The organism is Parasphingopyxis sp. CP4 (assembly GCF_013378055.1).
Lineage (GTDB): Bacteria > Pseudomonadota > Alphaproteobacteria > Sphingomonadales > Sphingomonadaceae > Parasphingopyxis.
In genome coordinates this window covers 584,002-603,552 of the sequence record NZ_CP051130.1, presented here as the reverse complement: position 1 = coordinate 603,552, position 19,551 = coordinate 584,002, and the positions used below count along the sequence as shown (strand labels likewise).

The 19,551-nt window shown below is 55.3% G+C and carries 17 protein-coding genes and 1 tRNA gene; 11 read left to right on the top strand and 7 right to left on the bottom strand.

Features of this window, described 5'->3' with window-relative positions; all coding sequences use genetic code 11:
• Window positions 1-139 precede the first annotated feature (139 nt).
• The 9 genes from HFP51_RS03010 to HFP51_RS02970 all read left to right on the top strand — a co-directional run bounded on the left by HFP51_RS03010 (window position 140) and on the right by HFP51_RS02970 (window position 9,510).
• A complete protein-coding gene (locus HFP51_RS03010; protein WP_176874306.1) occupies window positions 140-1,180 on the top strand; it encodes a rod shape-determining protein in 1,041 nt (346 codons plus the stop codon).
• Between the two features lie 30 nt (window positions 1,181-1,210).
• Window positions 1,211-2,134: a rod shape-determining protein MreC gene (gene mreC / locus HFP51_RS03005; protein WP_176874305.1), complete on the top strand. Its 924-nt coding sequence runs from the start codon at window positions 1,211-1,213 to the stop codon at window positions 2,132-2,134.
• Complete coding sequence (gene mreD, locus HFP51_RS03000) at window positions 2,131-2,646, top strand: rod shape-determining protein MreD (RefSeq protein ID WP_176874304.1); 516 nt, start codon at window positions 2,131-2,133, stop codon at window positions 2,644-2,646. The genes mreC and mreD overlap by 4 nt, the downstream gene beginning before the upstream one ends.
• A gap of 32 nt (window positions 2,647-2,678) precedes the next feature.
• Window positions 2,679-4,601 carry a penicillin-binding protein 2 gene (gene mrdA, locus HFP51_RS02995; RefSeq protein ID WP_176874303.1) on the top strand — a complete coding sequence of 641 codons (1,923 nt, stop codon included), beginning with the start codon at window positions 2,679-2,681 and terminating at the stop codon, window positions 4,599-4,601.
• The gene (gene rodA / locus HFP51_RS02990; protein ID WP_176874302.1) at window positions 4,601-5,716 is read left to right on the top strand and encodes a rod shape-determining protein RodA; all 1,116 of its coding nucleotides are present in this window, start codon (window positions 4,601-4,603) and stop codon (window positions 5,714-5,716) included. Before mrdA ends, rodA begins: the two co-directional genes overlap by 1 nt.
• Window positions 5,717-5,962: 246 nt before the next feature.
• Window positions 5,963-7,681 (top strand): glycosyltransferase, encoded by a 1,719-nt coding sequence (locus tag HFP51_RS02985; protein WP_176874301.1) that lies wholly within the window; start codon window positions 5,963-5,965, stop codon window positions 7,679-7,681.
• An 87-nt stretch (window positions 7,682-7,768) separates the two neighbouring features.
• A tRNA-Lys gene (locus tag HFP51_RS02980) sits at window positions 7,769-7,844 on the top strand.
• A gap of 165 nt (window positions 7,845-8,009) precedes the next feature.
• Window positions 8,010-8,489, top strand: a complete 480-nt coding sequence (locus tag HFP51_RS02975) for a hypothetical protein (protein ID WP_176874300.1) — start codon at window positions 8,010-8,012, stop codon at window positions 8,487-8,489.
• A 595-nt stretch (window positions 8,490-9,084) separates the two neighbouring features.
• Entirely contained in the window at window positions 9,085-9,510 is a 426-nt protein-coding gene (locus tag HFP51_RS02970; protein ID WP_176874299.1) for a hypothetical protein, read from the top strand.
• Window positions 9,511-9,735: 225 nt separating this feature from the next.
• Here the strand turns inward: HFP51_RS02970 and HFP51_RS02965 are convergent, their stop codons facing one another.
• From HFP51_RS02965 to HFP51_RS02955, 3 genes are all read right to left on the bottom strand, one after another.
• Window positions 9,736-10,350: an energy transducer TonB gene (locus HFP51_RS02965; protein ID WP_176874298.1), complete on the bottom strand. Its 615-nt coding sequence runs from the start codon at window positions 10,348-10,350 to the stop codon at window positions 9,736-9,738.
• A gap of 67 nt (window positions 10,351-10,417) precedes the next feature.
• Complete coding sequence (locus HFP51_RS02960) at window positions 10,418-12,442, bottom strand: DUF3857 domain-containing protein (protein WP_255454801.1); 2,025 nt, start codon at window positions 12,440-12,442, stop codon at window positions 10,418-10,420.
• Window positions 12,443-12,660: 218 nt separating this feature from the next.
• Window positions 12,661-12,873: a hypothetical protein gene (locus tag HFP51_RS02955; protein ID WP_176874296.1), complete on the bottom strand. Its 213-nt coding sequence runs from the start codon at window positions 12,871-12,873 to the stop codon at window positions 12,661-12,663.
• Window positions 12,874-12,982: 109 nt separating this feature from the next.
• Between HFP51_RS02955 and HFP51_RS02950 the strand changes: the two genes are divergently transcribed.
• The gene (locus HFP51_RS02950) at window positions 12,983-13,651 is read left to right on the top strand and encodes a hypothetical protein (RefSeq protein ID WP_176874295.1); all 669 of its coding nucleotides are present in this window, start codon (window positions 12,983-12,985) and stop codon (window positions 13,649-13,651) included.
• A 1,269-nt stretch (window positions 13,652-14,920) separates the two neighbouring features.
• On the opposite strand, the gene HFP51_RS14790 is transcribed toward HFP51_RS02950, so the two are convergent.
• Together HFP51_RS14790 and HFP51_RS02940 are read right to left on the bottom strand one after the other, a co-directional pair.
• The gene (locus HFP51_RS14790; protein ID WP_176874294.1) at window positions 14,921-15,118 is read right to left on the bottom strand and encodes an AlpA family transcriptional regulator; all 198 of its coding nucleotides are present in this window, start codon (window positions 15,116-15,118) and stop codon (window positions 14,921-14,923) included.
• 133 nt (window positions 15,119-15,251) lie between these two features.
• Complete coding sequence (locus HFP51_RS02940) at window positions 15,252-16,577, bottom strand: site-specific integrase (RefSeq protein ID WP_255454800.1); 1,326 nt, start codon at window positions 16,575-16,577, stop codon at window positions 15,252-15,254.
• A 297-nt stretch (window positions 16,578-16,874) separates the two neighbouring features.
• Between HFP51_RS02940 and HFP51_RS02935 the strand changes: the two genes are divergently transcribed.
• Complete coding sequence (locus HFP51_RS02935) at window positions 16,875-17,756, top strand: hypothetical protein (RefSeq protein ID WP_176874293.1); 882 nt, start codon at window positions 16,875-16,877, stop codon at window positions 17,754-17,756.
• A gap of 1,058 nt (window positions 17,757-18,814) precedes the next feature.
• Here HFP51_RS02935 and HFP51_RS14785 read toward each other — a convergent pair.
• Window positions 18,815-18,988, bottom strand: coding sequence for a colicin E3/pyocin S6 family cytotoxin (locus HFP51_RS14785; RefSeq protein WP_176874292.1), 174 nt, complete (start codon window positions 18,986-18,988; stop codon window positions 18,815-18,817).
• Window positions 18,989-19,113: 125 nt separating this feature from the next.
• On the bottom strand, window positions 19,114-19,539 hold the full coding sequence (locus HFP51_RS02925; protein ID WP_176874291.1) for a hypothetical protein: 426 nt from the start codon (window positions 19,537-19,539) through the stop codon (window positions 19,114-19,116).
• Between the last annotated feature and the right edge of the window lie 12 nt (window positions 19,540-19,551).

Here is a 19,551-nt window from a genome sequence, read left to right as displayed (position 1 = left end):
GACCTGCACGAGCGGTTGATCCACAGCGATTCGCGGAATTTATTAGTGCAAAAGCACTGATAGTCGCTATGGGGGTGTGAAGGGCTGTCACGCGCTGATTCCTTACGCTTTAAACACTTTGCACGAGAATAATCCAACCATGTGGTTCCAACGTTTTTTCAAGATCATGTCTCATGACATGGCGATCGATCTGGGTACGGCCAACACCGTCGTTTATGTCCGCGGCCGCGGCGTGGTTCTGAACGAGCCGTCTGTGGTCGCCATCGAGACCGAAAATGGCATCCAGAAAGTGCGCGCTGTTGGCGAAGACGCCAAGGTGATGATGGGCAAGACGCCCGACGCAATCGAAGCCATCCGCCCCCTGCGCGATGGTGTGATCGCCGATATCGATGTCGCCGAACAGATGATCAAACACTTCATCCAGAAGGTCCATGGCGCGCGTCGTTTTCCGCGCTGGCCGCAGATCGTGATCTGCGTGCCGTCTGGCTCGACCAAGGTGGAACGCCGCGCCATTCGCGATGCGGCCTCCAATGCTGGCGCGAGCCAGGTGTTCCTGATCGAGGAACCGATGGCTGCGGCGATCGGTGCCGACATGCCGGTGACCGAACCGATTGGGTCGATGGTCGTCGATATTGGCGGCGGCACGACCGAAGTTGCCGTGCTCTCATTGCGTGGTCTGGCGTACACCACATCGGTGCGGACCGGCGGGGACAAGATGGACGAAGCGATTTCCTCCTATGTCCGCCGCAACCACAACCTGCTGATCGGCGAAGCAACGGCTGAGCGGATCAAGAAGGAAGTGGGCGTTGCGCTGATGCCGGCCGACGGCAAGGGCCAGACGATCCACATCAAGGGTCGTGATCTTGTTAACGGCGTCCCGAAAGAGATTTCGATCAACCAGGGCCAGCTCGCCGAAGCATTGAGCGAACCGGTTGGCACAATTGTCGAAGGCGTTCGTATCGCGCTCGAAAATACCGCACCGGAACTCGCCGCGGATATTGTCGATCAGGGTATCGTCCTGACCGGCGGCGGCGCGCTGCTCGAAGGCATTGATGAAGTTCTCCGCCGCGAAACCGGCCTGCCGGTTACGGTTGCAGAAGATCCGCTGACCTGCGTCGCACTCGGCACCGGGCGGGCTCTCGAAGAGGAAATCTTCCGCGGCGTCCTGAGCACCGGTTAATCCGGCCGAATAAGCCAAGGGAGAAGGCCAGTGGCCGTTAAAGGATCGAAGCGCCCCGGATTCTCCCGCCGCGCGCGCTTCGGCCTGTTTGCCGGTTATGTCGTCGCAATTTCCGGTGCACTTGTTGGTGTCGGCCTGATCCTGATCGCCATGTTTGACCCGCAGGGCTATGCGGCCATTCGCGGCACGGTCAGCGATGTTACCGCACCGATATCTTCAACCGGTCGCGGCGCTGTACAGAGCGGCGGGCGGATCGATAACTATGTCGCCAACTGGTGGAATGCCGGACGCCAAAATGCAGAACTGCGCGAGGAATTGGAGATCGCGCGGCGGCGGCTGATCGAAGCTCAGGCTACAGATCTCGAAAATCGCCGACTGCGTGCCCTGGTCAATCTGATCGAGGGCGAGAGCGAAATCCTGGCGACTGCGCGTCTTGTAAATTCGAGCCTGACCAGCGCCCGGCGTACGGCGACATTATTCGCCGGCACCAGCTCGGGTGTCGAATCTGGGCAACCGGTCATGGCTGGCGATGGACTGGTCGGGCGGATCATCGATAGCGGGCGGTCATCATCGCGGGTCCTGCTCCTCACTGATCGCTCCAACATCGTTCCCGTGCGCCTAACCCGCGATGGCACACCCGCTTTCACCACCGGCCGCGGCGACGGACAGGTTGAGGTCCGCGCGCTTGAAGCCGGGCGCAGCCCATTCGAAGAAGGCGATGTGCTGATCACCAGCGGCACGGGCGGAATCTATCCACCGAATGTCCCGGTCGCCGTGATTATCGAAGTATTTGGTGACTCAGCCCTGGCGACACCCCTTGCCAATCCAGCCTCGCTCGATTTTGCGATCGTCCAGCCCGCCTATGAGCCAACGGTTGAGGAAAGCAGCGAAGCGGACGATGACTCCGAAGATGCAGATGAGACCCCCGCTCCGGGCTTTTCGAGTCCGTCATGAGCCGGTTGCGGGGAGCGGATGAAAACCTCGCCCTGGTGCGAGCACAGCTCAGTCTGATCCCGGCCGCCAGTGTGATTGCTGGCTCACTGTTATGCCTCATTCCGCTGGTCGCCCAAGCGCCCTTGATGCCACCGCTTGCACTGATGGTCTTTCTTGCCTGGCGCTTCTTACGACCTGAGGTCTGGCCGATCTGGGCGGGCCTGCCCTTTGGCCTGTTCGACGATCTATTATCCGGCAATCCGCTCGGCAGCGGTATGCTGCTGTGGACCATAATCTTGTTGGCGCTCGACATTGCGGAGAACCGCGCAATGTGGCGCGATTACTGGATTGACTGGTTTGCCGCGACAGGCGCGCTGACTTTCTATATCATGGGCGCCATGGTGTTGAATGCGTTGACAGGTGGCGGCTGGCTTATCGTGCCGCTCCTGCCCCAGATTGCTGCGTCGATCTTGCTGTTTCCGCTCGTACTGCGCCTATGTGCGCGGCTCGACCGGCGGAGGCTGATGCTGTGAAACGTCGGCCATCGTTGTCGATCAACGATAATATGCGCAGGACCATGTATTCGCGCCGTTCAATCCTGCTGGGTAGCGCGCAGCTTGGTGTTGCCGGGCTGTTGGGCGCACGCATGGCCTGGATTTCGATTGCCGAAAATGAGCAATGGCAGCTGCTGTCGGAAAGCAATCGCGTCCAGCTGAGCCTGATACCCCCGCGGCGCGGCTGGATCATCGATCGCGAGGGTCAGCCTATCGCCATGAACCGGTCCGACTTTCGCGTCGACGTGATCCCTGATCGCCTGAATGATCGCGAGCCTGTCCTGGCCGCACTCACAGAATTATTGGACCTGCCTGCCGAAGAACTGGAACGGATCAACGAAGAACTCGACACCGTTCCCGGCGCCCAACCCGTGCAGGTCGCGGCCGGCCTGGAATGGGAAAAATTTGCCGCCGTCAATGTCCGGTTGCCAGACTTGCCGGGCGTTGCACCTATTCAGGGTTTCGCCCGCCATTATCCAGCGGGCGCCGCGGTCGGACATCTCGTTGGCTATGTCGGAGCACCAACGCGCGAACAATATCTCGAAGAGGACGAGGATCCCCTGCTGCTCTTTCCCGGCTTCAAGGTCGGCAAGGATGGCTTGGAAAAGACTTTCGAAGAGACGCTGCGCGGCGAACCCGGCGCCCGGCGGGCTGAGGTTACTGCGCGCGGCCAGCTCGTGCGTGAACTCGATACGCGACCAGACCGACCCGGTGAAACATTGCAGCTGACTGTCGATGCGGGCCTGCAGGAATATGTCGGGCGGCGGCTTGGCAATGAATCGGGCGCGGCGGTCGTCATGAACTGCCAGACCGGCCATGTCCTTGCCATGGCGTCCATGCCATGTTTTGATCCAAACAGTTTTTCCGACGGTATCAGCCATCCCGAATATAATATGCTCTCCGAGGATGAGCGCGTGCCGCTGCGCAATAAATCGCTGCTTGGCATGTATCCGCCCGGTTCAACCTTCAAACCGGTTACAGCGCTTGCGGCGCTGGAAGCAGGCGTCGACCCGGAAGAGGTCGTCTATTGCGGCGGCGGATATCGGCTCGGCAATCGGCGTTTCGGTTGCCTGGGTGTGCATGGCCCGGTCAATTTGCATCGCGCCATCGCCCGTAGCTGCAACACCTATTTCTATACGATGAGCCGCCGCATCGGCATTCCGATCATCGCCGAAACCGCGCGAGCCCTTGGTCTGGGTCAGGATTACCCGATCCCGGTGGCCAATCAGAATTACGGCACGGTGCCGGATGATGAATGGGTGGTCAGGCGCCATAATCGCGAATGGACCGATGCCGATACGCTCAATACTTCGATTGGTCAGGGCTATCTTCTGACGACGCCCTTGCAGCTTGCGGTCATGTCTGCGCGCATAGCTTCGGGGCGCGCAGTGGTCCCCAAACTGGTCGACCCGAGCGGCAATCCAGCACCACAAATCTCCGGCATCTCTCGCGAGAATCTCGAGCTGGTCCGCGCGGGAATGGACGAGGTGGTGAACGGAGCCGGTACCGCGCCGCGCGCGCGGTTGCCGCTCGAAGATGTCCGACTCGCTGGCAAGACGGGAACAGCACAGGTCGTCAATCTTTCGGCCGGGCGCGGCGGGCGCGGTGTCCCCTGGCGCTTTCGCGATCATGGCCTGTTCGTTTCCTTCGCGCCGGCAGATAATCCGCTCTATGCCTGCGCAGTTGTCGTCGAACACGGCATGTCAGGTGGTCGGGCTGCATCCCCGGTTGCGCGGGACGCTATCACCTATCTCTATGATCGAGAGCGCGCGATGGAAGATCTGGAGCGCCTGGAAGCCGGCTGGGGTGGCGACACCTTTGCGCGCATGGCGCAGCAGGAAGCAGAATATCGCCGCGATCAGGGTTTACCCCCGCGCGAAGGCCTGCCGATAGTCCCGCCCCGCGCCGACGATGATGAGGAGCAGGCGCCCTAATGGCATCCAATCCTGACTCCCTTGTCCCCGAACCATTGGCCCAGCTGCCCTGGCGGCTAATCCTGCTGGTGCTCACCATCTTCGGCTTCGGCTTCGCAGTGCTCTATTCAGCGGCCGGTGGCGACATTCAGCCTTGGGCGATGAACCATGCGATCCGCTTCATGCTGTTTTTTGCGATGGCGATCATGCTGTCCCGTTTTCGCGAAGAGCATTGGAAATTCTTCGCTTTTCCCGTCTATTTCGCGACACTGCTTGCGCTATTGGGCGTCGAAATTCTTGGTCAGGTCAGCGGCGGCAGCCAACGCTGGCTCGACCTCGGCTTTATGCGGATCCAGCCATCGGAGATCATGAAGCCAGTGCTCATTCTCGCGCTGGCGAAATTCTATGACACGCTGCCCTCGGGCGAGTTGCGCCGGCCGGTTGCCATCTGGCCCGCCCTTCTCTTGATCGGCATGCCTGCGGCCCTTGTGGTCATCCAACCGGATCTCGGCACCACGCTTGTCCTCGTTGCCGCCGGCATCATCGTCATGTTCCTTGCCGGACTGCCATTGCGGCTGTTCATTGGTGGTGCGGTCGCGGTCGCCGCCGCGATCCCGCTCGCCTATCAATTCATCCTTCAGCCCTATCAGCAAAACCGCGTGCTCACCTTCCTCAACCCGGAAAATGACCCATTGGGTACAGGCTATCACATCACTCAGTCGAAGATTGCGATCGGTTCCGGCGGATTATTCGGCAAAGGATTTCTCAACGGCACGCAAAGCCATCTCGCCTATCTACCCGAAGGCCATACCGATTTCGTGTTTGCGACCATGGCCGAAGAATTCGGGCTGCTCGGCGGATTACTCCTGATCTTGGGCTTCGCTCTGTTGATCCGCTGGGGCATCCGGGTTGGCCGCAAGGCGCAATCGACCTTTGCCAAGCTGACCGCGGCGGGTCTTTCGACGACCATCTTTTTCTACTTTGCAATCAATCTGATGATGGTGATGGGTCTCGCTCCGGTCGTCGGCATTCCGCTTCCGCTCGTTTCCTATGGCGGTTCTGCTATGCTCACCGTGTTGATCTGTGTCGGAATCCTGATGTCGATCGACCGGGAGAACAGGATGCGACGGCGGTAATCGGCTGGCCGCCTCATATTCTTCACCTTGGGGGGGCCGGATGCGAGCATTTAGCTGACTAGCTGCGATGGTGATGACCTGATCGGGCGCGCCCGAGCGGCGGCTTCGAAACACGATGATGAGACGGTTGTTCGCATCACGCTGGAAATACTTGCGACTGATCCAGATAATGAGACGGCTGCGCGGCTTGCGCTTCGCCATGCGACCCACGCAGCGAGAAACTCGACGCTCCCGCGAATAAGCGATGTGCGAGCGCTCGCCTGGCGACTGCTCGGCAATGCGAACAGCTCCAAAGGCCTCGCGCGCGCTGCTGTCAGCAGTATTCGCATACTCGAAGACGACCCGAACGACCGGTTAGATGCGGCGATACGCGCCCGCCTCGATATCAAACCGGACATCTATCTGGAAATCGAGCGTCATAATCTTGCCGGGGATATCGATGCGGCCATAACCGTTATTCGAAATGGCTATCAAAGCGGTTCGATTGCACCAGACGATCTTGCGCTGTGGCGGCGGAGTGCACGAACGCTGCTGGTTCGCGGCAACATCGGCCGGGATGCCGAAATTCTGCATCGGGCACATGTCGTGCTCCCGAAGAACGATCGAATTTCCCAACGGATCAGCTGGTTGGATGACGCGCTGCGCGCAGAGGGGATGAGCCTTTCTTCGCTCGCGCAATCGACATCCGATGCGGACAGCACTGGCCCGACGGCAATTGGGCTCGCGGCGCGGCAGGTCGCGCGGTGCCCCGTAATCGCGGATCCAGAAAACCGTCAAGGTATCGTAATGCTTGGCGGATCGCTTGCCTGCGGCGGCGCGGAACGGATCATGGCGAACTGCTATCGCCAGCTCGTCGACAGTCACGAATATGATCCGGTCAATCTCTGGTTGATGCAGTTCTCAAACAAAAACGACGGCCCTGACTATCGCTTCTATCTCGATGAAACGGGTGCATCCGAAGCCGATATTGTCGAGGTTGATGAGACCGAGGTCCGAGACCCCGAACCCGCCTTGCGGAGCGCGCCCAGACTATATGCCAAACGCGCCTCAGCACTGACTTCGATGCTGCGAGAGCGACGTCCGGCGGCGCTCCATTGCTGGCTGGACCAGTGCTGCCTTATCGGCGGACTGGCGGGCATCCTGGCCGATGTTCCGCGGATCATTCTCCACACACACGGGCTTCGGCCCACCCGGTTCATGACAGCCGAAGCGACGACCGGCTGGGCACAAGCCTATGCGACCCTCCTGGCCCGACCCGAAATTCGCCTTGTGAATTGCAGCGAGGCCGGACTTATCGATTATCTCGACTGGATCAGTTGTCGTCGCGGCAGTAACTCAAAAGCCATATTGAACGGTATCGATTTCGAACCGTTTCGCTCATTGCCCAGCATCGATGCGCGGATGGCGATGCGCGAAAAGATGGGCATCCCTTTCAATGCGCCAATTGTCGGCACGGCCTTTCGCTTCTCGTCCGTCAAACAGCCGGAGCTATGGCTGCGTGCAGCGGCGCACATCCATGAACAGCGGCCAGAAGTGCATTTCCTGATGTTTGGCGATGGCGAACTGCGTCCGGCATGTCAGAACCTGGCCGAGGCTCTGGGCATTGCCGAATATGTGCATATGCCGGGTCAGGTCTCGGACCTAGCGGACAAACTGCCGCTGTTTGACCTGTTTATGCTGAGCTCGGCGTCTGAAGGTCTCCCCAACGTCTTGATCGAGGCCCAAGCCGCCAAGGTACCGGTTATATCTTTCGATGTTGGCGGCGTGAGCGAAGCGATGATGCCGGGCAAGTCAGGCGAACTGGTTGCCGATCACAGCGCTGCCGCGCTTGCTGATGCGGCGCTGCAGTGGCTCTCCCGCAACTGGCTCCGACGACTGGCCGGATGGCGTGGCCGCCGCTTCGTACACAAAACTTTCAGCATGCAATCGATGATCGATCAGATCGGCAAGGAATTGAAAGGTTAGGCGACTGGTCACCCTCCCGCAGCTCAATGGCAAGTGTTGCTTCGGACGATACTGCATGCTAACCGCCCCGCCTTCCTTCACGGATATGGACGCATAGCTCAGTTGGCAGAGCAGCTGACTCTTAATCAGCGGGTCCCAGGTTCGAGCCCTGGTGCGTCCACCATATTTTCAATATGTTACGTTCCGACAGACGACCAGTTCGTCGATCAAGGCTGAACTAGCAATCGCATAGCAAGCACGAGATGCCTGATTCCGGAAGCATCCACTCATTTCTAGTGTCCGCTTTGCGCCCATTGCGGACATTCGGTCACTCTGAAACAATGCCAATATGCGCCTAATCTCAAGCATCTTTCTGGCTGTGCTATTATTGGCATGTGCCGAACCAGATCGTGGTGATATCGAACGAATAGAAATTCGCGAATCTGGTTGGAGCAGCACGGACATAGAAATCGACCGCAGTGGTGCAGGTCAGTATCACCGCTCTGAACCTTTTCCTGATGGATCAGGAGGCTCATTTTCAATCAGCCACGAAGAGTTTTCGCAGTTGGTGCGGCGGTTAGATCGATACCGCCGGCAAGCTGTACCGGTAACAGATGAAAGCATCGAAGCCTTCATTCACGGTAGCTGCTCCCCTGCAGATACGGAGAATTTCGTCTACGATGCGGGCGCTCTGTGGATTCGGTGGGTTGGTCCAGGATTCGATGAGCACTATCTGGCTGATTTTGAGTGCGATCCCGACCGGTATGGCGAACGAAACGCCGACCTAGGCGACATTCTTCAGAGCTTGCCAATAACAGGCCGTGATTAGATGTGTTGGAATGGTCCGCTTTCCACCCTTTGCGGACATAAGCCTTCAGCTCAGTCATCAGGGTGACTAATGGTCAGGTTGGTCCGGCAATTGCTGCAACTCTGTTCGGGCCAGAGGCGACTACGATTATTCGTGACAAATACAGATTTTCCGCATGTAGGGCAGGCTATGTAGAATGTTCGGCCACCGCCAATAACCACCCACAAGATCATAAGTGGGGCCATCGTGGCCATTATCGCATCTCCATCAAATCGAATAGCTGTCATGATTGGCGGAACTGCCAGTATCGCGAAAAACGCGACGACGCAGGCTGTCATGTGGCGGACACCGCGTTCATAGGCAGTTCGATCTGGCTTGCTACTCATAAGCTATCGGTAAACCACGCCATCTCGATGCGCCACTTTCGATGATCCGTAATGCTAGTGACATACTGCGAGGAAGGAGATTTTCGAATGTCCGCTTTCGGCCAGAAGCGGACATTCATCGACTCTTACACAACGTCCGCAATGGGTCGCTAGCAAACGATTTGTGCTTGCCTCTCATTTGGCGCACTGTCTCTGGGCACAAATGTGCAAAACAAAAAGGGGGGAACAACATGAAACAGCTTAAATCACTTATGGCAGCAGCAGCGCTGGCCAGTCTTTGCGCGCCTGCATTGGCACAGGACGAACCAGAAGAAGCGCGGACGTCCTATTCAATCACACTTGTAAGGTTTGCAGATGATGCGGGCGCAAGATGGCTGGAGCTGATGAACGATCATTATATTCCGGCCCGGCAAGCTGCTTCGCTGCCGGCACCGACTATTCACTGGATGATGGATGGGGCCTGGGATCTGATGGTGGTGAGCGAAATGCCCAATGGTCTTGGAGCACTGGATAGTCACAATCCGCCAGGCCTCGTCGCCTTTCGTGAAGCTATGCTCGCTCAGGAAGGATCCGAAGAGGCGGTTACCGCACTCAACACGGAAATGGACGGGTTGGTCGAGGCCAGTCAGCGTTACTATTCTCACACCCATCCATAGAATCAAATTCACAACGCAATCGGGGGCGCAGTGTTTCAAGCACTGCGCCTCTATTTTATTGAAGTAAGTAATGGGCGGAATACAGACGCGGGTAGTGAATCGGTTAAATGACTGCTTCTGGCCGAAAGCGGACGTTGCGGTGATTGGACCGGAGACGCATCAATCTTTGATGAGCCGCGTCATATCTCTTGTCCAACAGCTCGATTGCTAGAGAATATGCCAGTCCTATTCATTACGCTCGGGCAGCACCGAAGTTCTCAGTCTAAATCGCTGAGGATAAATCGATTCATCGTCAGGATCGATTATCATTCTTCCGGTGGTAATCATATGTTCGCAGTACAACTCTTCCACGGATTGACCGCGCTCTTCAGTATCATCGAATAACGCATCCATCTGGTGAACTTCGCAGTCTATGATTGCACCGTCGCTGTCGACCGTCAGACCAACGTCAAACTCATGCTGCATGATCCAGGTATCCTCAGTACCGGCGTCCGGTATTTCCCACCGTACCTGACTGGAATATTGACTCGAGACCTTGCGACCGTCGCGATCTTGTGCGGGGATGAAACGCGCACGCTCGGACAACATCCGGCAGGTGACGTCATTGAGGGCCGGAAAAGGCGCAGGGTCGTCGATCACGCACCGACTCACCCTGCCATTTTCGTCCACGTCGAGCGTAAATGTTACGGTCCCTTCCTCTTCGTTCCTCAGCGAGGAGGGCGGATAATCTCCGGGTTGAATCCAGGTTCCAGGATTGGTCGCCGGGCTTGGCGCGTGTATGGCTTCGTCGGTTTCAGCTCCCGAATCCAGTTTGGGTTGCGGCTCGTTGAGTTGGGCCATCAGAAAGAACAAAGTCCATATTGGCACGGTCTCAAATCTCCTTCGGTACCTTCACGCGCAATTGCGCTTAATCAGGATTGAGCACATCGGCGGGTAGACAGGGTATATCGGGTCCGGTCCAATCAATCTCGTAAGTTGCCGGTACGTGCGTATCATTTTCTGGCAATTGTCGATTGCGGTTCGGGCTATAATAGATCCATGCCATCGAGTTATCGAAATTGTCTAAGCGGCCATTGTCGCGCTCAGCATGGGTCGACGAGATCTCGTTTGTTTCGGTTCGCGAACCTCGAACCATACGGATCGTGCCATCATTTCGCCGTTCCATCATTCGATAAAATGTCCGGCCATACATCATCGTGTCGAAAGTCGAGTTGAACCGCCAGTTTTCAATATCAGTTGCCTCCGGAATTCGCACTGTCGTCACATGGCAGCTATAGCCGGGGGCATTGTAGTAGGGCGCATCATGGCCGTTGCCGCTTGGCCGTTGCCGGCGCGGTGGCGGGCTAAAACCTCCGCCAGGGAGGCTAAGGCGATAGGTCTGGCCAGTCTCATCCCAATCGACCGGACCGGTGCCTGTGATGGTCAAGATACTGGCGCGTGTCGCCTCATCATACCGATAGCGGACATCTTCAATTGTGTCCCAGGTACTTTGCCCAATTAGTGCATTGCGAAATGCCGCGGTCAATTGGTTGGGCGGCATGACCGAATATCGCAGATATTCGTTCAGTCCGTCGACGCCCCGCTGAACATATGTTTGAACTTGACGCGCAGGTTGGTCGAATCCCGCTCGCGCATCTATCTCGACCATGCCCATAACATTAGGCAGCGTGAGGACATCATGCGGGATACGCTCGAGTTCGTTGCCGTTAGCGGACAATGGCAGGACCCATCGATACGGCAAAAACGGCAGATCACTCGCCCGGATGACCGCGGGCAATGTGGAATCGAGCCAATAGGTATTGCCATCGATTTGAGCGCGAACCAGAACATGATCGAACATACCGGGATTGGGTAGACGAGTGTCGAGCCCATCGTCGCGACCAGAATTGCTGACCAGCACAATCTCTGCATCGATTTCCAGCACGCGCAATAGCGCCAGCAGCAAGACGGATTTGCCTTTGCAATCCCCATATCTGCGCTGCCATGTTTCCTCGGCTGTAGCGGGGGTGAAATTTCCCCCGTCGAGACCGACATAGATATAGCGGACCTGTTGTTGGACCAATTCAAGTGCGGCCTGAGCTCGCTCCAGTCCCGTGGCATTTGTTCGAGCAATACGGTCGGCCTCCTGCCTTACAGGAGAATCCGATGCGAGATCGGAGGCCCCGGCATAGATGCGATCAAATCTCCGCGAAACATCCGGCCAGGCAGCAAAATCACTATATTCGATAACTCTCTGCCAATTATAGCGTGGCGGTGCGTCTCTCGGTGGGCTGAGCAGTTCAGGATTTTCGAATGCCAGGGTGAGTGAACTCAGCGAACGTTGCTCATTATCGGCCAGGTCATCGCTCAGTCGAATGGTTGGTTGTTGCCCGTCGTTCCAGCTCAAGCCGAGTCGATATCGTCCCTGCGCCGGCGACGCGCCGAGAAACATTATGCCGAAACTATCATCCATCAGTGTTGGATCGTGGGACGGAATAGTCGCGGCCCATTCAAGCTCGTCGCCGACGCGCAAATCGGGCACGCGGAGAGAAGCCGTCAGACGACCATGCAGTATCGCTTGCTCAAGTTGGGCTTCCTGACGGACAACCTCAAAGCTGTTGTCTGCAAGAACATCAATGACCTCACCTTCACGGTGTATTCGTAACATATGGATGGTAGGGGCGCCCGCTGCCGGGTTCCATGTGAAATTCAGATTTCCAGCCTCAAGAGCTTGAGGCTGCAACAGCCTTAAATGCAGTCCTTGAAACGTATATTGTCCATCCTCATCCAGATGAACGAACAGATCGCTCCGCCGGACGAATGCAATTCCGGCAGCATCATCAGGTACAGGTGCTGCCTCGGTCAGCTCAGCCCAATCCGGAATCGGACCGCTTTGGACTTCTTCCGTCTGCGCAAGTGCAGAACTTGCCACGAATGCTGGAAGCGCTGCCATTAGCCAAGAGTAGATACGCATAGACTGTTGTTTCCACGGTCCGTTATGAAACCACGACTATCGTACTTTCGCCTGCCCATCGTCCAGTCCTGAATTTTGCGTCACGCCATCCTAGTTTGGCGGTTTTCGCTAACGAGTGGTCCGATGTCCGCAATGGGTGGAAAGCGGACATAGGGTAGCGACTGCTGGAACAACCGCTTCTGGCCGAAAGCGGACATTCAGCTCACTCGTGAGATGATGACTAGCCCCCGTTCACCACTGCTAAGAGTATTCCATTCGCAAAGCACGATTGTTCCTGAACCATAGGCCCATTCTTCACCATCGCTAGGCGTACCTTCAACGCGATAACTGTTAGCGTCGACAAGCGTCGCTTCGACCGGCCGCCAAACATCGGTGCCTTCATTCAGCAGTGGCATGAAGATCTTCGTCATTCGTGGATTATGGTAGTCCGCCGAGATGTCCGCAATGGGTGGAAAGCGGACGTTTCAATACCCATCTGCCACTGCTAGATGCAGCTGCGTGCAGATATTAGAATCGTCAATGCTGGGACTGCGCTCGGCTCGTATGCAATTCCGGAACGGCGAATCCTCAATATCGGTGACGCTCTTTCCGATGGTTCACGTGGGTGAGCAGACATTCTACGACGAAACATTCCGCGAAGCATTTGATCACGATGTTGCTCTCATCGAGGGTGTTAAGTCACCAGTTGTGCGGCACCTCACTCGATCATATCGCTGGACCGATTTCGAGAAGCTGGGCTTGGTACTGCAGCCAAAACCTCCCCCGGAGGATGAAGTAAGAAGTAGAATCGTCCGTGCTGACCTGGATACCGACGAGTTTCACCATGAATGGGGGAAAGTCCCCTTCAGATTTCGCATCATTTTCTACGCGCTATCACCAATGATAGGTGTTTACCGAAGGTTCTTTTGTTCGCGAGAGAGCTTGGCGCGAAGAATGTCGTTGGAAGACCTGCCGTCTGCTGATGAAACACTTGATTGGAATCCGAAGTTTGAACCGATCAACCATAGTATATTATATGCACGCGATCAGCGCCTTATCGACTGCCTTGCAGCCGAGTTGAATGAAGGTTCGGAAAAGCGCATTGCAATAGTTTACGGTGCTCGCCACATGCGAGCGGTTATTCGCGAACTAAGCAAGCGGCGCTACTATAGTGCTGACGCAAGTTGGCATCGTATTTTTTCTATATGACGCAAACAGAAGCAATCGCTACAATGTCCGCAATGGGCGCAAAGCGGACCATAGAAACGTGCAGTCGAGCTAACTTCAATACGGGAACCGATCGCCAAGTCCCGTCAGCTTTGCTGCCATCAAGCACATTTGAATGTCACAATCATGCTCAATTTTCTCGTACCGGCTAAGATGGCGCTGATATGTTCGGTGCCACATGCCTTTTGGCCGCCGTAGAGGCATCTCATAGCCCTCATGGCAGCCTAGCTGACGTTGCAGCTTGTTTAGACGTGAGAACGGTCTGTCTCGTTCGCTCTCGCGTTGCGATCGATAGCCGAGCTTCCAGGCAGTGCGGCTGGCAAACCGGCCGCCACCTGCTGGGCAGTAAATCTTTCTGACGCGTTTGCCGTTGACAGGGCACAGCATCCACCACCGGCGTCCGCCATAGTTCGGTACTGTGTGAGTGAGCACTATCCTCTGTTCGATGCTTTGTTTTTCACCGCTCCAGGGGTCAGAGACTGAAAAAATTAGTCCGAGTGACGACTGTTCGATTTCCCGCATGTCACATTTGTAACTGATGCTGCCAGCTGGCTCGCCATTCCTATTCCATGACAGCGTTCCGCTAGTCAGCGAGCCGGAGATCGCGCGGTCTGTCCGCACCATGTACGCAATGTCTACGAACAAGGCTTCATCAGCCACTGGCCGTCCATTCTGTCGTCCAGATCCCCAACCACCCATTGGCTCTCGTCTCCGATATTTTCCTAAATCAATAGGAGATTTTTGTGCTGCACGGCTTTCAATTTTGCCGAAATTTTCTCTAACCCGTTCTGATAAAGTGTGGAATTGAACTGACGTGTTTGGTGGGCCAATATTAGCCTTCAGGGCCAGCCAATTTCACCCAGCCAGCCTGCCTACCCCAGCCGCACCCTAACCTGCTCCACCATCGTATCCCCTCTGAACCTTGGTGGGATCGCTGTGCAGAGGGCGCAGGACAACTACCCCTGCCTCTGGGATGCATTTCACATCCCGATGGCAAGGGCAGTCCGGCCCGATTCGATCAGTTAGCTACTGGTTCTCTGAACCTCGGAGCCGACCGCCGCTTAAGGGCGCTTCCGGGCGGGAGCTCGCCGGATGCTTGGCAGTTGCTTCCGAGACCAAACTCCGTCTCGCTGATCGCCGCTCTGCCTTTCGGACTCGGCTTGCCACTGTGATCAGACCCCTTCTGGTAATGGCATTCAAATCCGCATCGCCAGAGTATCTAGCCAACCCAATGCGGACTACTCCGGTTTATCAAGCTGTAGACTGAGACGTGGAATTGATGCAGCCACCAACCATCCAATCCTCAAGATCAGACAATCGATAGCGAACTGCCTTGCCCCGCTTTGAGTAATGCGGGCCGCCGCCGCTGCAGCGCAATTTGTTCAATGTTGAAGCAGCAAAGCCGGTATATTCGGCGGCTTGTGCGGTGTTGATCCACTTATCTTGCATACAGGAGTATCCTTCTGATTCTTCATTTTTTTCTCCTGTGTTGATTGTTCTCTCGCATAGAACAAAACAGAAACAATGTCAACGTAGTTCCTGTAGAGGTTGTGGATATGTCCAGCAATTCCAAAATTACCGTCTATGGCCGTTTGCGCGCTGTTATGCTCACTACATTGGAGTTATCGACGCCGTTGACTAGTTTGCCGAGGTGGTTGCTCCAAGCTTCGAGGGCGGCCTGTTTCTCGGAAGCCCAATCGTAACGCTGATAGACGCCTGCAACCCCACTCCGCGACCCACTGACATGGTTTAAGACCGCCTCGGTAACCTCGAACCGCACGCCCAGGCGCTGAAATCCTGTCGCAACTGTCCTTCTGATGTCGTGGTTGCGCCAAGGCTTCAGCGGTTCGCAATCTTCGGCAATGGAACGATCCAGCCGAGCCTTTGCTTTGGAAAATCCGGAAACTGGTGTGTCCCCGGTGGTTGTGAACACCAATCCTGCCTTTGGCCATGGCTCATCGTCCGCAAGCGCGTCAAGTTCTACGATGGCAAGGTCGGATAAATGAACGATGACCGCGTTCTCATTCTTCGCTCGCTCGCGCGGAATAATCCATTGACGCTCGGTTCTGTCGAGCTCTGACCAATCAAGCGCTGCAACCTCTTCAAGTCGTTGGCCGGTTATCATGAGAAGGCGCACGAGCGGACCGAACGGGTAACTGATTCGATCACTGGCCTTCCAGACCCGACAAAGCTCCCCATCATCAAGCACGCGATCCCGAGACTTCGGTGCTGGTGGCGCAGGCATCTTGTCCATGGGTGATCGATCCAAGTCGCCCCTTCCAACTGCCCAATTGAACAGCTTACGAAGTACGGCAAAGACTTGACGCCTAACGGCCGGCTTCGAAGCTGGAATGCGGTCAAGAATGTTTGCGACATCCGCCTTGTCGATTGAAGGTAGAGGCTTAGATTTGAGAACCGGACGCACATGCAGCCTTAGCGCACTTTCCGCCATTGCAAATGAGCGCTTCCAATTGTCACGAATGTAGAACTCAAGGAAATGGTCAGCATAAGCATCAAACGCCAATTCAATTTGCTGGCGTTCGCGTTCTCGCTTTGCCTCGGCCGGGTCAATGCCTTGGTCGACGAGACGACTAAGCTGCATCGCTTCCTGTCGTGCCTGGTCAGGCGTCCAGACGCCATGCGGCCCGATCGTTACGCGCTTGGTGCGAGCCCCCCGCCCCCCAAGGCGATATTGCAGCACAAATACTTTCTTGCCGGCCGGAGTGACTTTGAGCCCAAAACCGCGAACATCAGTGTCCCAAAGGAACTGATCCCGTTCTCCCGGCCGTGTGCGATCGACCGTTTTCTTTGTGATCTTTCCTTTTGCCATCTTCGACACAACTCTTAGTTCAGTAACCATATAGCAATCACCATACAGGAAAACCACGGCAACGCCAAGCAACGTCAATGTGGATAACTAATTAGTAATCAGTCGCTAAATTGCAATTTCTGGCAACGTTAGGAAACTTCAGCTAACAAGTACCAGCTAACTCTTAATCAGCGGGTCCCAGGTTCGAGCCCTGGTGCGTCCACCATTTTTTCAGAGAGTTAACTCTATTTTGCTTGATGGGCTGCTTTACAAAGGTAGTGCTGTAGGTAGCGGGATTCTGTTGTAGTCGGTAAAGTACGATATCAACTGCAGAATGTCTGCTTTGCGCCCATAGCGGACATTGATTGAATCGGTGCCGACTCGTACTATGAAGAAATGCATAGGCCGCTTAATTCGCTTACAATCTTTGTCACTCTTCTGGTCATTCCAATCCTAGCGGCTTGTGCACAACCGATCGAGCAAAGAGCCAATGTCGGCGATGCGTTTTCAATCACGCTACAATATGAAACCAGTTCGCAAACCACCGGCGGCTCAGAAAGTAGCTCGCGTGGCCACCAATCAATCGTTGAACGTGTGATTGCGGTAGAAGATGATGGGCTGACTTTGGAGTATGATCTTCCTAGCTCCGTGTCGGAAGAAGAACGGGCACGGCATTGGCAGTATCCGGCAAGAGTTTTTCGATCACGCTCAGGCGAACAGCAGCTGCTTGATCGTGAATTGTTGGAAGACCGAGTGTCGGAATGGCTGGACCGATTTGAGATACCGCGGTCTGCGTGTGGCCACTGGCTCTTCACTTGGAACGCCTTTCAGATTGTATGTGATCCGGAATCAGTTCTCCAGAGCATTGCGCAATATGATTTGCGACCAACCAATTTGCGAGATGGGGGACTATTCCACGATCCGGTCGCACTAGGACCAGGCCAGTTTGTCCGGTCGGCAACGGATGCCGGAGAGCTTCAATTTGTTGTCGAAATGGCGGTCGATCCCGACAAAATCCGGCAAGAGCGCGTTGAAGCTGATCTCGTCGCCGCAGAAATCATGGGGAGGGAACTGACAGAGGAAGAAGCGAGCTATGCGCGCGCTTCGGAGGAAATCACCGGCTCGGCAGTTGTCACATTCCATACCGACGCTGATGGCCAGATAATCCGTCGGACACGAGAGGTTAGTTTGGAAATCCGACTGACAGATGGATCGCTTGAGACCTCAACATCATCGCAAGTGTTGTCACGGGAGTTGATGGTTCAAGTTGGTTCTTGAGCGAGGGAAGCAACGTCCGCTAACCACCCAAAGCGGACTCAAATGTCAGACCTTGCTTCGCATATCTTCAAAACTGACGTCTCCGTCGCGCAACATAGAAAACCACCGCAGCCAACGGAAGAAATGAGACAATCAGAAACAACCTAGGTCCCATGCCTAGGATTTCTCCTTCAACAAACCATGTGATCAATACGCTGGTCATCGCAACCAGCAAGCTGACGCCAGCTAGAATCCGTTCGCGGTTTGAGTACATATCTATCTCAGCGTTGCATCGGGCTAAAGCCATAGGATCAGAAGCACCTCAAGCTAGCAACTGATTTCGCCGTCAGTCAGTAGTGAAACGTCCGCTAACCACCCATTGCGGACACTAGAACTGCTACCTCGTCGTCCTGTCATATCCGCAATGAGGACAGCGATCTTCCAGCCATAAAATGTTGTTGCGATCAGGTCTCCACAATGATGGATGTGACCATCCAACTTGTAGCATATTGGGCAGCGCTCAAAATAAATCATGATATTCGATATTATAAAAAGACCAAATCCGATCCAGTGAAATGGAGCGGGCAAGGAAAAGAGCCACACTGCTGCGATCACACCTATCAGGAATGACCAAAGACGAAACTGAACTCGCCACCTGTCGTTCATCTGAACAGATTAACGCAGTGAGTCAGCATTTGCCAAGCAAACGTCCGCTTTCCAACCATTGCAAACATTCCAATTCTATCGCTTAGATTGTGGCTCTACCGGGCTTGGTTGTGCTACAGGTTCGCTTCGATCCACCATTGTTCGGTCGTCCATGCAGGCGGCCAAGTCGATGGCTCGAGAATCGATAGATCTTTGGATTCGAGCATCTTGTCAAACTCACTCAATAGAGGATCTGGTAGTTTTTTCTGTCCACGGACAGTGAAGGATTACTTGTCCATAGTCGCCTGCGTTTGCCCCAATCTTAAACGCTCTTTGAAATGGGCTGTAGCTAATCGCAATTTTCTTTTCATCGATCAGATCGAATATCTCTGGAAGATCTGCTCTCAAAATACTCTGCATGCCAAAGCTTTCCATCACAAATCCAGTCTTCGACCTCGAACCGCCGGTTTCTCCCAGGCACCGGTGCGGACATTTTGCGTACCAAGATGTCGTCCGCGTCGATCAAAGACCTCAATTTCTCCATGTCGGCGGTCGTAAGTGTAACACCGACTACCATCGGTCCTGATTGAATCTCGAAACGGAGACAAACTCCGCCAGACGCGCGAATCCGCCGATACTTCGTAACCGCGTTAACCGGCCCAGCCCATTATGTGTTATGGATGTATCGACGCCAAAGTCTCAGACGATCCGGTCGAGCCGGTCATAGCGATAGTCAATCGTCGATATACGTTTTGAGAAGTTTGGTCGAAAGTAGCCAAACAATCCAATAGGTGCACATGCCGAACAGCATCCACCCAATCCAAAAGCTCAGCGGAAACGGATCAATTGCAATCTGTGACCACAGAGCGGTGTAGATGAGAAGAAATGCGGCGGAAACTGACGCGACGGATCTTCGGGTCTCAAATCCCAAGGCTAGCGTCAGCAACACAATGGCAGGCGAAATCAGAACATAGAAAGTAGCTAGAAAGAAGAAGTTAGAGAATGCAAACCCAGCACGAATAGCCCCGATAATGGTAAGCGATTCTTGATGTGGCACCATCTCATCACCAGGAAAGATGAGCAACAGGCATGCCGCAATCAGGATGCAAAACACATATTGTACGATTGGAATAGCCGCAGCAATCATAATCCGTGGCATGCTGAAACTCCT

Bases quoted from the DNA above. Each gene is read 5' to 3' on its own strand.
- HFP51_RS03010 (WP_176874306.1), top strand. From the start codon at position 140: ATGTGGTTCCAACGTTTTTTCAAGATCATGTCTCATGACATGGCGATC.
- mreD (WP_176874304.1), top strand. From the start codon at position 2,131: ATGAGCCGGTTGCGGGGAGCGGATGAAAACCTCGCCCTGGTGCGAGCA.
- mrdA (WP_176874303.1), top strand. From the start codon at position 2,679: ATGCGCAGGACCATGTATTCGCGCCGTTCAATCCTGCTGGGTAGCGCG.
- rodA (WP_176874302.1), top strand. From the start codon at position 4,601: ATGGCATCCAATCCTGACTCCCTTGTCCCCGAACCATTGGCCCAGCTG.
- HFP51_RS02975 (WP_176874300.1), top strand. From the start codon at position 8,010: ATGCGCCTAATCTCAAGCATCTTTCTGGCTGTGCTATTATTGGCATGT.
- HFP51_RS02970 (WP_176874299.1), top strand. From the start codon at position 9,085: ATGAAACAGCTTAAATCACTTATGGCAGCAGCAGCGCTGGCCAGTCTT.
- HFP51_RS02965 (WP_176874298.1), bottom strand. From the start codon at position 10,350: ATGGCCCAACTCAACGAGCCGCAACCCAAACTGGATTCGGGAGCTGAA.
- HFP51_RS02960 (WP_255454801.1), bottom strand. From the start codon at position 12,442: ATGGCAGCGCTTCCAGCATTCGTGGCAAGTTCTGCACTTGCGCAGACG.
- HFP51_RS02955 (WP_176874296.1), bottom strand. From the start codon at position 12,873: ATGACGAAGATCTTCATGCCACTGCTGAATGAAGGCACCGATGTTTGG.
- HFP51_RS02950 (WP_176874295.1), top strand. From the start codon at position 12,983: ATGCTGGGACTGCGCTCGGCTCGTATGCAATTCCGGAACGGCGAATCC.
- HFP51_RS14790 (WP_176874294.1), bottom strand. From the start codon at position 15,118: ATGCAAGATAAGTGGATCAACACCGCACAAGCCGCCGAATATACCGGC.
- HFP51_RS02935 (WP_176874293.1), top strand. From the start codon at position 16,875: ATGCATAGGCCGCTTAATTCGCTTACAATCTTTGTCACTCTTCTGGTC.
- HFP51_RS02925 (WP_176874291.1), bottom strand. From the start codon at position 19,539: ATGCCACGGATTATGATTGCTGCGGCTATTCCAATCGTACAATATGTG.